General features: G+C 70.8%; 12 protein-coding genes and 1 pseudogene. 8 read left to right on the plus strand and 5 right to left on the minus strand.

Annotation, left to right across the window (positions count from 1 at the left end; genetic code table 11):
* The first annotated feature begins 57 nt into the window (after nucleotides 1-57).
* From dapB to ABFX55_RS50100, 6 genes and pseudogenes are all read left to right on the plus strand, one after another.
* Complete coding sequence (dapB, locus tag ABFX55_RS46340; protein ID WP_346130235.1) at nucleotides 58-795, plus strand: 4-hydroxy-tetrahydrodipicolinate reductase; 738 nt, start codon at nucleotides 58-60, stop codon at nucleotides 793-795.
* A gap of 120 nt (nucleotides 796-915) precedes the next feature.
* A complete protein-coding gene (locus tag ABFX55_RS46345) occupies nucleotides 916-1389 on the plus strand; it encodes a GNAT family N-acetyltransferase (RefSeq protein WP_346130237.1) in 474 nt (157 codons plus the stop codon).
* Entirely contained in the window at nucleotides 1386-2045 is a 660-nt protein-coding gene (locus ABFX55_RS46350; protein ID WP_346130239.1) for a TenA family protein, read from the plus strand. Before ABFX55_RS46345 ends, ABFX55_RS46350 begins: the two co-directional genes overlap by 4 nt.
* Nucleotides 1994-3637, plus strand: coding sequence for a PucR family transcriptional regulator (locus tag ABFX55_RS46355; protein ID WP_346130240.1), 1644 nt, complete (start codon nucleotides 1994-1996; stop codon nucleotides 3635-3637). Before ABFX55_RS46350 ends, ABFX55_RS46355 begins: the two co-directional genes overlap by 52 nt.
* A gap of 317 nt (nucleotides 3638-3954) precedes the next feature.
* On the plus strand, nucleotides 3955-4170 hold the full coding sequence (locus tag ABFX55_RS46360) for a DUF4158 domain-containing protein (protein WP_346130242.1): 216 nt from the start codon (nucleotides 3955-3957) through the stop codon (nucleotides 4168-4170).
* Nucleotides 4094-4351: pseudogene (locus ABFX55_RS50100) on the plus strand (DUF4158 domain-containing protein); the annotation flags it as partial. The gene ABFX55_RS46360 and the pseudogene ABFX55_RS50100, both read left to right, overlap by 77 nt.
* Before the next feature lie 113 nt (nucleotides 4352-4464).
* On the opposite strand, the gene ABFX55_RS46370 reads toward ABFX55_RS50100, so the two are convergent.
* The gene (locus ABFX55_RS46370) at nucleotides 4465-4590 is read right to left on the minus strand and encodes a hypothetical protein (RefSeq protein WP_346130246.1); all 126 of its coding nucleotides are present in this window, start codon (nucleotides 4588-4590) and stop codon (nucleotides 4465-4467) included.
* Between the two features lie 605 nt (nucleotides 4591-5195).
* Here ABFX55_RS46370 and ABFX55_RS46375 point away from each other — a divergent pair.
* Complete coding sequence (locus tag ABFX55_RS46375) at nucleotides 5196-6728, plus strand: Tn3 family transposase (RefSeq protein ID WP_346130248.1); 1533 nt, start codon at nucleotides 5196-5198, stop codon at nucleotides 6726-6728.
* 16 nt (nucleotides 6729-6744) lie between these two features.
* Here the strand turns inward: ABFX55_RS46375 and ABFX55_RS46380 are convergent, their stop codons facing one another.
* The 4 genes from ABFX55_RS46380 to ABFX55_RS46395 form a co-directional block, all read right to left on the minus strand.
* On the minus strand, nucleotides 6745-7311 hold the full coding sequence (locus ABFX55_RS46380) for a BBE domain-containing protein (RefSeq protein WP_346130250.1): 567 nt from the start codon (nucleotides 7309-7311) through the stop codon (nucleotides 6745-6747).
* Nucleotides 7280-8056, minus strand: a complete 777-nt coding sequence (locus tag ABFX55_RS46385) for an FAD-binding oxidoreductase (RefSeq protein WP_346130252.1) — start codon at nucleotides 8054-8056, stop codon at nucleotides 7280-7282. The genes ABFX55_RS46380 and ABFX55_RS46385 overlap by 32 nt, the downstream gene beginning before the upstream one ends.
* A gap of 71 nt (nucleotides 8057-8127) precedes the next feature.
* A complete protein-coding gene (locus tag ABFX55_RS46390) occupies nucleotides 8128-8565 on the minus strand; it encodes a DUF4267 domain-containing protein (protein ID WP_346130253.1) in 438 nt (145 codons plus the stop codon).
* Between the two features lie 44 nt (nucleotides 8566-8609).
* Nucleotides 8610-9248 (minus strand): hemerythrin domain-containing protein, encoded by a 639-nt coding sequence (locus ABFX55_RS46395; RefSeq protein ID WP_346130255.1) that lies wholly within the window; start codon nucleotides 9246-9248, stop codon nucleotides 8610-8612.
* Nucleotides 9249-9350: 102 nt separating this feature from the next.
* Between ABFX55_RS46395 and ABFX55_RS46400 the strand changes: the two genes are divergently transcribed.
* Entirely contained in the window at nucleotides 9351-12578 is a 3228-nt protein-coding gene (locus ABFX55_RS46400; RefSeq protein WP_346130257.1) for an ATP-binding protein, read from the plus strand.
* The last annotated feature ends 11 nt before the right edge of the window (nucleotides 12579-12589 follow it).

The raw sequence follows: 12589 nt of genomic DNA on the forward strand, positions 1-12589 counted from the left end.
GTTAAGCAGGCCTGCCGTGCAGCGTGAAGGGACAGGATGCACCGCTAAGGTGGAGGGGTGATCAGAGTAGGTGTGCTAGGGGCGCGTGGGCGGGTCGGCGTCGAGGTGTGCAAGGCCGTCGAGGCGGCCGCCGACCTCGAGCTCGTGGCGGCGATCGACAAGGACGAGCCGATCGATTCCCTCGAGGGCGCGCAGGTGGTCGTCGACTTCACCCATCCCGACGTCGTCATGGGCAACCTCGAGTGGGCCATCGCGCACGGCATCCACCCGGTGGTCGGCACGACCGGCTTCGACGAGGCGCGCCTGGCCACCGTCCGCGGCTGGCTGGAGCGCTTCCCCGGCACGAACTGCCTGATCGCGCCCAACTTCGGCATCGCGGCCGTGCTGATGATGCACTTCGCCCAGCAGGCCGCCAAGTACTTCGACTCCGTCGAGATCGTCGAGCTGCACCACCCGAACAAGGCCGACGCCCCTTCGGGCACCGCCCGCCGTACGGCGGAGCTGGTGGCCGAGGCGCGCGCGAAGGCCGGGAGGGCGGCGATGCCCGACGCGACCAGCTCCGAGCTCGAGGGGGCGCGCGGCGCTGACGTCAACGGGGTGCACGTGCACGCCGTACGGCTGGCGGGGCTGATCGCGCACCAGGAGGTGCTGCTCGGCGGCGACGGCGAGACCCTCACGATCAGGCACGACACGATGAACAGGTCGTCGTTCACCCCTGGCGTGCTGCTCGGCGTACGCAGGGTGGGCGAGCTGCCCGGCCTCACCGTCGGCCTGGAGCGCCTGCTCGACCTGTGAAAGAAATGTGCCCATGCCGGAGCATGGGCACATTCTGTGGAGAGGGTTCCGGCTCCGCACAGCCGGGCGCACGATCATCACACTAGTACCACACCCGATCAGCGGCGGAAAGGCGAGTGCGTGTCGGTGGTCCGTTGGGCCCGCGAAGAGGAGCTTCCCGCGCTGGCCGAGGTGGAGCGCGCCGCCGATGGGCTGTTCGAGCAGGTCGGCATCGTGTTCCCGCCGGGCACCACGATGATCGAGGAGTGCGACGATCCCGGCAGGGTGCTCGTCGAGGGGCGGGGCTTCGCCATGATCAGCATGGTCGACGGCAACGTGCACCTCGACCAGCTGGCCGTCCACCCCGACAGCATGCGGCAGGGCATCGGCGGCAGGCTGATGGCCGCCGTCCACGACCACGCCCTGGCCGTGGGCGCCCCGGGTGTGACGCTGACGACCTTCCGCGACGTGCCGTGGAACGCGCCCTGGTACACCAGGCACGGATTCGCGCCCATGGAGGATCCCGGCCCCGAGCTGCGAGCCATCGTCCAGCACGAACGCGAACTGGGCCTCGAAATAGCACCACGGATCGTGATGTACCGTCCCGTAGTGTGAGGTTTCGCGACGAGCTGTGGCGGGCGATGGACGGCATCTATCGCCAGATCCTGCGCCATCCCTTCCTGGAGGGTCTGACCGACGGCTCGCTGCCGCGCGAGGCCTTCCGCCACTACGTCATGCAGGAGGCGCACTTCCTGCCCGACTACGCCCGCGCGCTGGCCGCCTGCGCCGCCAGGTCGCCGCATCCGCAGGCGGTGCACAGGTTCGCCGCCGACGCGGCCAGGACCGTGGAGGTCGAGCACAGCCTGGTGGTGGAGTTGCTGGCCGCCTTCGGCCTCGACGAGGTCGAGGCGCTGAAGTCGCCCGCCGCCCCCACCACCGTGGGCTACGCCTCCTACCTGGTGCGCACCTGCTCGCTCGGCACCTTTCCCGAGGCGCTCGGCGCGATCGTGCCGTGCTACTGGATCTACGCCCGCGTCGGCGAGAAGCTGCTGGCCGAGTCGTCGCCCGACCCGCTGTACGCCTGGTGGATCGAGACCTACGGCGGCGAGGACTACCAGGACACCGTCGCCGGCGTGCTCGACCTGCTCGACGACCTCTCGTTGAGCGCCGAGGAGCGCGAGCGGCTGCTGGAGCGCGCGGTCACGACCGCCAGGTTCGAGTGGATGTTCTGGGACGCGGCCTGGCGCCAGGAGAGCTGGCCATGCGGCTGAAGGACCTGGTCCAGGACGATCACCTGGCGCTGAAGGTCCTCACCGGGCACGACCTGCTCGACCGCAGGGTGCGGGGGGTCGCCACCACCGACCTGCCCGACCCCTCCCGCTTCGTCAAGCCGGGGGAGCTGGTGCTCACCGAGCTGACCTGGCACACCGGCGCCGACTCCGCCAAGGAGTTCGTGGACCGTCTCGGCGACGTGGCCGCGCTCGTCTGCGGCACCGCGCTCAAGGTGCCGCCGACCGACCTCATCGACGTGTGCGCCCACGCGGGGCTGCCGCTGCTGACACTGCCGGTGGACGTGCCGTTCAGCCAGCTGACCGAGCACGTGCTGCGTGCGCTCATCGCCGAGCTGGGCTCCAACCCCCGCAGGCCGTACGGCGGGCGCAGGCGCCTTGCCAGCACCCTCGTGGACGGCGGCAGCCTCACCAAGCTCGTGGACACGGTCGCGGGCGAGCTCGACGTGCCCTGCTGGGTGATGTCGGCGACGGGCAGGGTGATCGTCGGCTCGCAGCCGCTCAACGAGGACTCCAGGGCGCGGCTGGCCCACACCTTCCTCACCGCCCGCTTCCTGCCCGGCATGGTCGACGGCCTTTCGGTCTTCCCGATCAGCAAGGGGGTGTCGCACAGGATCGCCAACTGGTTCCTCGCCTACAGGGGCGAGGACGTGCAGGGCGACAGCGAGGACGTCATCGTCGAGCTGGCCGCCCTCGTGGCGCTGGAGCGCTCGCGCATGGAGGCGGCCCATCGGATCGAGCGCCGCGTCCTGGACCAGCTGTTGCAGCTGCTGGAGTCGGGCGACGCCGACCTGCCGGGGCTGGTCTCGCGCCTGCACACGCTGCACGTCGAGACCGAGCACGGACTCCTCGTCGTGGCGCTGACGGCGGGCGGCCCCGAGGTCAGCGTCGCCGTCCTCGACGAGCTGCTGCGCCCGCTGGCGCCCGGCATCGTGACGGCCTCGAGTGCGTCGGGCACCTGGTCTTCGCCGGGTGCGTCGAGTGGGTCCGGTGCTTCGGGCTCGTCGGGCTCGTCGGCCTCGTCGGCCTCGTGGGGTCCTGCGGGGGAGGCCGTCGCGCTGGTTCCCCTGGCCGGCAACAGCGCCGCCGAGCTGGCCGACCACCTCGTACGGGGCGCCCGCATCCTGGAGGCGGGCCTGGGGGAGGAGCGCATCTCCCTCGGTGTCAGCAGCGTGACGACCGGTCCCGCAGGGCTGAACGGTCTGATCGAGGAGGCCAGGCACGCCCGCTCCCTCGCCTCGCTCGGCACCGGCAAGGTCAGCGTAGTGACCGGCGACGACGTCAGCTCCCACCGCACGCTGCTGGCGGCCATCCCCGACCCGCTGCGCCGCTCGTTCAGGTCGAGGCTGCTGGGACGGCTGGAGGCGTACGACGCGACGAACCAGACCGAGCTGCTGGAGACGCTGGAGACTTTCCTGGAGGAGTCGGGATCGTGGTCGGCGACGGCGGACCGGCTCCACGTCCACGTGAACACGCTGCGGTACCGGCTGAAGCGAATCGAGGAGCTGACGGGACGGTCCCTGAACTCGTGGGACGAGCGAGTGGACTTCCTGCTGGCACTCCGCATGCGCTGACCCGCATCCCTGAGGAGCGGATGGCCCAGAGCCGCTTATGTCGATGCCATCCACATGAACGCGGGCGCTGGGCGGCCTCAGGTGGAGACGGTCGGGGTGAGGCGCCGGGGAGGGGTCCCGGTAGCAATCGCGGAAATTCCAACGAAGCTACCGCTGAACTGCGGTTATTCGTGTTCGTGGGACGGGTGACGGTCTCTCTCGCTACGGTTCGTGCTGGTTCCGTTGCGTCTGTAGAGGTTGGTGTGGTTTGGCGACCCAGTTCTTTTCTGACGAGCAGATGGAGCGGTTGCGGTCGTACCCGGATCGGCCGGGAGGAGTTGGCCCGGTTCTTCACCCTGACGCGCAAGGACTTGGGGTTCATCGACAACCTGGGGCGGGGCGGTGGGCGGGGCCCTGCCGCGAGACTCGGGCTGGCCGTGCAGTTGTGCACGCTGCCGTGGCTCGGGTTCATCCCCGATGATCTGTGGTCTGTGCCGCAGGCCGCGGTGTTGCGGCTGGCGAACCAGTTGGCGGTGTTCCCCCGGGGTGCTTGACCAGTACGGGCAGCGGGCGCAGACCCGGAGCGATCATCTGAAGCTGGTGTTGAAGTATCTGGACTGGAAGTCGGTGCCGACCGGCGGGGAGCCGTTGAAGGAGCTGGAGCAGTTCCTGCAGGACCGGGCGATGGAGCACGACACCCCGTCCCTGCTGTTCCACCAGGCGGCGGAATTCCTGGTCAGCGCCCAGGTGACGCGGCCCGGGGTGGTCACGTTGATGGAAATGGTCGCGACCGCCCGCACGGGCGCGAGTGCGTTGACGTCGGAGCGGGTCGACCATCTGCTGACGCCTCAGATGCGCAGCCACCTGGACCGGCTCCTGGTCCACGACGCCGGGCTGGGGATGAGTCGGCTGATGTGGTTGAGCACGGCGGCGGTGGAGGCGACGGCGCCGTCGGTGAAGCTGGGTATCGACAAGCTGCTGTTCCTGCGCGGCTTGGACGCCCACCTGCTGGTTCTGTCGATGCTGCCGCGTGAGCGGCGCCGGTTCTTGGCGACGCTGGGCCGCCGCTCGACGGTGCAGGGGCTGGAGCGGCGCGGGGAGCGCCGTTACCCGATCCTGCTGGCGCTCGTTGCGCAGTCCGCGGTGGACCAGTTGGACGAGGTCATCGCGTTGTTCGACCAGGCGGTCTCAGCGCGCGAATCCCGGGCGAAGGCCAAGACCACGGAGGCGTTGGCGGAGCGGGCCCGCAAGGGCGAAGCCCGCCAGCTCATCATGGACATGGTCCTGCCGGTGCTGGCCGACCCGTCGGCCTTCCCGGACGAGCAGGTCGGGGATCTGCTACGGGGGCGGATCGGGATGGACCGGATCCGGGAGGTCGCCGCGGAGAGGTGGAACGCTCTGCCGCGTGACCACGGCTGGCTGGCCGCGTTGGATGCCTCCTACTCCTATCTGCGCCGGTTCACCCCGCAGGTGCTGACCGCGATCGACTTCCAGGGCGGGCCCGGCACCGCGGATCTGATGGACGCTGTGGAGATCCTGAAGGAGCTGAACGGGTCGGCGGCCGAAGGTACCGGCTGGGGTGCCGGTCTCGTTCGTGCCCGCCCGGTATGCCGATTACCTGGCCAAGGCCCGCAAGGGCGGGGACGACACCGCGTTCCGCCATTACTGGGAGATGTGCGTGATCTTGGCGTTGCGGGACGGGCTGTGCAGTGGGGATGTGTTCGTGCCGGGTTCCCGGCGGTACGCCGACCCGGGCGCCTACCTGTTCACCCCCGAGCAGTGGCAGCCGCGCCTGGCGGAGTTCTGCCAGCTTGTTCGCAAGCCGCCGACAGCGGCCGAGGCCATCGCGCAGGTGAAGGACGAGCTCCACCAGGCCCTCACGGACCTGGAGGAGACCCTGGCGGGCGCCTCACCGGGCGACGTCGGCGCGGTCCGCTTGGACGAGCAGGGGAAGCTGGTGATCCCGCCTCTGTCGGCCGAGGACATCCCGGCCGAGGCCAAGGCTCTGCGCGACGAGCTCGCCTCGATGCTGCCGTTCGTGCCGATCGCCTCCCTGTTGATCGAGCTGGACGCCCGCACGAGCTTCCTGGCGTGTTTCACCCACGCCGGCGGCCGCAAGTCGACCTTGTCGGTGGAGACCAAGCGGAACATCCTCGCGGTGCTGATCGCCGGTGCCACCAACCTCGGGCTGACCCGCATGTCGGAGGCATGCGGGGTCTCCTACGACACTCTGGCCTGGACACAGCAGTGGTACGTCCGCGAGGAGACGCTCCGCGAGGCCAACACGGTGATCGTCAACCATCACTACACGCTGGAGCTGGCCCAGAAGTTCGGCGGCGGTACCATGTCGTCTTCGGACGGGCAGCGCTTCCCCGTACGCGGCAAGTCCACGACCGCCCGGGACATGGTCATCCATGGCGGCCGGGTCCTGTCGACCTACACCCACGTGTCCGACCAGTGGTCGACGTATGGGACCAAGCAGATCGTCCCGACCGCCCGCGAAGGCCACTACGCCGCCCGGTACCTGTCCGACCCGGTCTACCGGCGGAAGATCTCCCGGCAGCTCAACAAGGGCGAGTCCCTGCACGCGCTGCGCCGGGACCTGCACTACGCCCAGCAGGGCACCATCGTCCGCCCCCACCTGCAAGACCAGACCGAGCAGGCCTGGTGCCTGACCCTGCTCACGAACTCGGTGATCTGCTGGACGACCGAGTACTACGGGATGGGCATCGGCGAGCTTCGCGGCCAGGGCCGCGAGGTCGGGCATGACGCACAGGTAGACGGGCCGTCAGCGCGATCGGGCTGCCCGAGAACCTGTTCGCGGACGTGGGACCGAAGGTGCTGGCGGGCTGCGGTCGAATCGCCGTCGCATCTGCGGCGCCGTGCGCGCAGTTCGCAGGCGTCCGCGGTGAGGTTGCTGGCCGTGCTGTTGGTGGAGCGGGAGCGGGAGGTCACCGATGCGCTGGCGGATCTGCTGATCGCCACGGTGCACCGGATACCTCTCATGGTGCGAGTCCTTCCTGTGTGGGTGTGCCCTTCACAGTGCTCGCGGCGACATCCGTCACGCGGGTTCGGTGCGGCCCCTCCGCCCCGGTGGGCGGAGGGGCCGTGACCTGCCGGGAACCGATCTATCCGAGCACCGGGTAGTTCGCGCGGAACACGTTGTGCGGGTCACGGGCCCGCTTGATCTCCCGCAGCCGCGCGAGCGCGCTGCCCGAGAAGGACTTCGCCGCCGTGTCACCGGGGGACAGCACGGTGTACGGCTTGCGGCCGCTGATGTAGGCCTCCAGGTCGGCCACGACCTCGGCCTGCTTGGCGCGCGTCGCGTCGGCCGCGTGCGGCAGGCCGAGACCCACCAGGCCGAGCAGGTACGGCTCAGCCACAGCGCCGCTCGCACCGGCCCCGCCGCCCGGCTCGGCGAGCGCCCCACCCAGGTGCCTGATCTGCACGTTGATGAGCGGTTCGACCGGCTTGGCCAGCAGGAGCTCCACCGCGTCCGCGTCCAGGCCGGTGAGCAGCTCCGCACGAGCGATGGATGGGGCCGGATCGGTCGGTTCGGCGGCGATGCCCCCCAGGTCGGCAACCGGGACGACGCCGCGGCTGTCGGAGATCGCGTCCTCGATCTTGTCGATGCGCGCCAGCAGGTCCTGCCCCTGAGCCGCCTCACCCAGGTAGGCCAGATCCAGCGTCACCATCGGCGGCGCGCCGGGGGGGCTGGAGCCGGTTGATCCAGACACTGAGTTCACGCGGCGCCTCGGCGGTGATCTCCAGGAACGCGTCGTACACCTCCCTGGTCCGGTGCTCCGGCCAGATCACACGCCCGCCGTACAGGACTGGCGCGGGATACAGCTCGAGTTCGAGGGCGGTCACCACCGCGAAGTCCCCGCCACCGCCGCGCAGCGCCCAGAACAGCTCGGGATCGGACTCGGCGGTCACCCGGCCGGGCTCGCCGTCGGCGTCCACGATGTTGATAGCCCGCACGCTGTCGGAGGCCAAGCCGTACTTGCGGCTGAACCAGCCGACCCCACCGCCCAGGGTGTAGCCGGTCACGCTGACCCCCGGCGCGCTGCCGGCCAGGCCGGTCAGACCCAGCGGACCGGCCGCCGCCAGCACCTGCCCCCACTTCACGCCCGCGCCCACCCGGACCACGCGCTCCTGCGCGCGTACCTCCACCTCGTTCAGCAGGCCGGTACGCAACAGGATCAGGCCTTCCACATCACCCGAGGCGCCATGCCCGCTCGGCTGCGCGGTCACCGTCATACCCGCCCGCCGCGCGTAACGCACGAGCGCCGCCACGTCATCGGCATCCGCGGCCTCCGCCACGGCCGCCACCGGCTGCCTGACGGTCAGATTCCACGCGGTGGCCGCCTGTTCGAAGCCGTCGTCATCGGCCAGGAGCACGCGCCCCTTCAGGACACCGCGCAAATCGTTGATCGTCATCGTCGTCTCCTTTAGTCGAGTTCTCAGAACATGCGAAGGGATGCCGTGCACGCCTTCGGGGCGTGCAGACGTCAGGCGGGCTGCGCGGCGGGCGCTGGGGCGGCGGCCTCCTGGGACTTGCGGGCCTTGCTGGTCTCGCGGAGGATCAGCAGGCCGGTGGCCACCATCAGCGCCGAGGTCAGGCCGTGGACGCCGAACGCGGTGGCCATGGAGCCGTGGTGGGCCAGGACGGTGGTCATGTCGCCGAACGGGGCGACGGCCTCCATCAGCAGGGCCCAGCCAAGGGCGCGGCGGTGGCCCGTCACCAGCAGGATGCCGAGGACCAGGCCCATCGCGATTTCGCGGCTGCCCTTCGCGATGAGGAAGCCGCCGCCGTCGCCAGCGGGCCAGTTCGGCAGACCGAAGCCCGGGGCGAGGGTCTCGGGGGTCAGGATGTAGGACGCCCCGAGGGAGATGACGAGCAGGGCAACGGCGGTGGCCAGGACGGTGTTGATGTTCTTCAGCGACATGGTTCTTCTCCTTGTTGACGTTCAGACTGGGTCGGGGGCAGGGTTCAGCCGCGGACGCGGCGGATGTGGCGGGCGTAGCGGGGGCGGCCGATGACGTGCCAGATGAGGCGGACCGGGGCGGGCAGGCCGCTGAGGACGAGGGCGCGCTCGGCCGGGTTCGCGTCTTCCAGGACGGCGCCGAAGAGCGTGAGCAGGGTGAGCTTGGGGGTGTTGTTCACCAGGTGGTCGCCCAGGGAGTTCCATTCCTGCTGGGTGATGTGCTCGGCCGCGAGCGGAAGGAGGGTGGCCTCCTCGTCGTCGATGTGTTCCAGCACTACCGCGCGGTGCTCGGTGAGTGCGGCCACGAGCGTGTCGCGCTCGTCGGCGCCAGCAGTGGCCTCCCAGGCGGGGAACGCGGCGTCGAGCCTGGTCAGGGTGGCCGCGATGCGGTCGTGCTGGGCCTGCATGCGCAGCACGATGTCGGCCTCCAGGTCCACCCGGGATAGCAGCGGCGGCCACAGCAGCTCGTCCTCGCCCTCGTGATGGTGGTGCAGGCCCAGCCGGTAGATGCGGAAGTGGTCGGCGATCACTTTGGCCCGAGCAGTGTCACCCGGGGCGACCGCCGCGACGAGGTCCACCAGCAGTCGTGTCTCCCGGCGGAAGACGCGGTGGACGATCTCCATGTCCTGGGTGTTGACGCTCATCTGTTCCTGCCCCTCATCGGTTGCGACGTGTTCATGTTGCCCCCGGGTGTTTGGAGGGGACTTGGAGCCGATTTGGAACAGTCCACGTATTATGTCCGGATCATGGTTTTCATCCGCGTACTGGGCTCGTTCGCTGCCGAGGCGAACGGTGCGGCCGTCCCCCTCGGCGGGCCGCGGCAGCGCGGCGTACTGGCCTTGCTGGTGGCGGCGCGCGGGCAGGTCGTGCCGGTCGACCGGATGATCGAGGATCTGTGGCGCGAGGAGCCGCCCGCGCGGGCGCTGATGTCCCTGCAGGCGTACGTGTCCAACCTGCGCCGGCTGCTGGAGCCCGGGCGCCCGCCACGCACGCCGGCCCGGCTGCTGGTGAGCGCGTCGCCCGGCTACGCGCTGCGGCTGCCGCGCGAGGCGGTGGACGCGTGGCGGTTCGAGGACCTGCTCGACCAAGCCCGTACGGTCACCGCCCCGCGCGTCGCCCGGGCTCGGCTCGCCGAGGCGTTGGGGCTGTGGCAGGGACCGGCGTTCGCCGAGGTCGCCGACGAGCCGTGGGCCGCCGCCGAGACGACCAGGCTGAACGAGCTGCGCCTGGTCGCCACCGAACTGCACGTCGCGGCCGGTCTGCGCATCGGCGACCCGGCCGCGGTGGTTCCCGAGGCCGAGCGCCTCACCCGCGACGAACCCCTGCGTGAGGAGGGCTGGCGGCTGCACGCCCTGGCACTGTGGAGCAGCGGCCGCCAAGCAGATGCGCTGGCGACGCTCCGCCGCGTCCGCGGGATCCTCGCCGAGGAGTTCGGGCTCGACCCCGGCCCGGACCTGACGGCGTTGGAGGAGGCGATCCTCACCCAGCGCACGGACGTCCTCCACGCGACCGCGCCCCTGCCACCGCCGACCGTCCCGCTGCCGCAGACGGTTCCGATCACCGAGGCGCCGTTCGTCGGACGCCAGGAGGAACTGGCGGCACTGGTCGCGGCCGCTGCCGAGGCCGCCGCCGACGGAGCCCGCATCGCCCTTGTCACCGGCGAGGCCGGGCTCGGCAAGTCGACACTTCTGGAACACCTCGGCAGGCGGCTCGAACGTGACGGATGGCTGGTCGCCGTCGGCCACTGCTCGGAGGTCGACAGCGCGCCGCCCGCGTGGGTCTGGACTGAGGCGCTGAGAGCCGTCGCCGCGACCACGTCTCCGGGCGGGTTCGCCGATGACCTCGCGCCGCTGCTCACCGACACCGGGCCGGTGAACGCCGACGCCACAGCGGGACGGTTCCGCCTGCGCCAAGCCGTGTGGAAGTGGCTCGCGGCGGTCGCCATGGAACGCCCGGTCGCCCTCGTGCTGGACGACCTGCACTGGGCGGACGCCGCCACGCTGGAACTGCTCGGCGGCGGCCTCGGCATTCGAGCCCCGATCCTGGTCGTGGCGGCGTACCGGGCGGACGAGAGCGGGCACCTCACCGAAACGCTGGCCTCCCTCGCGCGTGCCACGCCCCTGCGCCTAGCGCTGCCGGGGCTGAACGACGAGGCTGTCGCGCAAGTCGTACGGACCGAATGCGAGGCCGACGAGGAGACCATCGCCGGGATCGCCGAGCGCACCGGCGGCAACCCCTTCTACGTGCGCGAAAGCGCCCGGCTGCTGAACGGCGAAGGCGCGCTGGTCGCCCTCTCCGAGGTCCCCGAAGGCGTACGGGACGTCCTGCGCCGACGGCTCGCGCGCCTGCCCGAGGGAGGCGTGTCCATCCTCCGGCTGGCCGCGGTCGCAGGCCGGGAAAGCTCGGTGGACGTCCTCGTGGACGCCGCCGACACCGACGAGGAAGGCGTGCTGAACGCACTGGACGCAGGCGTCATCGCCGGGCTGCTGAACGAGCCCGCCCCCGGACGCGTCCGCTTCGTGCACGCCCTCGTCCGCGACACCCTCATCGCCGACGTCAGCCGCCTCCGCACAGCCCGCATGCACGCCCGCATCGCCGCCGCCCTGGAAGCCACCGGTGACATCACGGCGCTGGCCCACCACTACGCGCGAGCCGGATCTCCCAAGGCCGTCGGCTACTGCGTCCGGGCCGCCGAGCTTGCCGAGGCCCGCTACGCCCACGACGTGGCGGCCGACCTCCTCACCGACGCCGTCACCAACTCGACCGACCCGGACGAACGGGTCGAATTGCTCGGCAGGCTGCTGCGGGCGCAGATCCGGGCGGGAGCCGTCGGAGCCGCCCGCGAGACACGCCGTGAAGCCGTGGAGTACGCGGAGTCCCTGGGCCGCGACGACCTGATGATCACTGCATTCACCGCGTGGACAGAGCCGACCGCCTGGCAGTCCCGCGAGTACGGCACGGTGGACCGGCCCATCGTCGACCGCCTGAGCCGCCTGCTGAAGCGTGACCTGGCCTCTTCGGTGCGGTCCCGGCTCCTGACGGCGTACGCGCACGAACTGGTCGGCGAGGACGACCCGACCGTTGTAGAGGCAGCGCAGGAGGCGCTCGACCTTGCCACCGAACCCCGGCTGCGGGCGGCGGCCCTCCAGGTCCTGACCCGCGGCCACGGCGGCTTGCCCGAACGCGACGACCTCTGCCGGGAGCTGGTGGCGATCGGCATCGAGCACGACCTGCCGGTCTATCGCGTCACTGGGCTGCTCAACCAGGCCGGCGTCGCCGCCGCCGCCAATGACCCGGTGACCATGCGCCGCGCGGCCGCCGAGGCCCTGGAACTCGCGCGTACCTACCGAATGCGCGAGGCGATCGCCGTCGCCGAGGTGGCGCTGGCGAGCCTGGCGCTCATCGAAGGCCGGTTCGCCGACGCCGAGCTCCTCTACATCAAGGCCGACAAGGGCATGCGGCGCATCGGATCGGTGCACGCCACGGGCTTTCTCCAACTCGCCCTGGCCACGATCTGGCTGAACGAGGGCACGCTCGGTGCGCACCTGGACGACGTTCGCGCCCTCCACGCCGCGTTCGGCCCCATGGTCTCCGACCTGCTCGCGCTCGCCCTGCACGCCAACGGCCTGGACGCCGAAGCCCGCGAGGTCCGCGCGTCACCCAGCCCGATCCGCCCCGACTACTTCTTCACCTTCGCCACCACGTTGCGCGCGATGGCCATCGTCGCCTTGAACGACCGCGACGCCGCCGAGGAGATCTACGCGACGCTGCTTCCGCATCGCAACGGCCCCCCGGCTGGCGCCGCGAGCCTGTCGGTGGCGCTGCGCCCGGTCGCCCACACCCTCGGTGAACTGGCCGTCTTCATCGGCCGCACCGACGAGGCCGCCGCCCACTTCGCTCAGGCCGCCACCATCGCCGACCGGTGGAACGCACCTCATTGGGCCGCCGAGGCCCGGTCGCGAACGACCACCTAGCCACTGCCCAC

It is taken from the genome of Nonomuraea roseola, from assembly GCF_039535395.1.
In the GTDB taxonomy this organism is placed as follows: domain Bacteria; phylum Actinomycetota; class Actinomycetes; order Streptosporangiales; family Streptosporangiaceae; genus Nonomuraea; species Nonomuraea roseola.

Excerpts from the sequence above, each read along its gene's own strand:
- ABFX55_RS46390 (WP_346130253.1), bottom strand. The coding sequence starts at position 8,565 with ATGTCGCTGAAGAACATCAACACCGTCCTGGCCACCGCCGTTGCCCTG.
- ABFX55_RS46395 (WP_346130255.1), bottom strand. The coding sequence starts at position 9,248 with ATGAGCGTCAACACCCAGGACATGGAGATCGTCCACCGCGTCTTCCGC.
- ABFX55_RS46380 (WP_346130250.1), bottom strand. The coding sequence starts at position 7,311 with ATGGTGACGCTGGATCTGGCCTACCTGGGTGAGGCGGCTCAGGGGCAG.
- ABFX55_RS46385 (WP_346130252.1), bottom strand. The coding sequence starts at position 8,056 with ATGACGATCAACGATTTGCGCGGTGTCCTGAAGGGGCGCGTGCTCCTG.
- ABFX55_RS46400 (WP_346130257.1), top strand. The coding sequence starts at position 9,351 with ATGGTTTTCATCCGCGTACTGGGCTCGTTCGCTGCCGAGGCGAACGGT.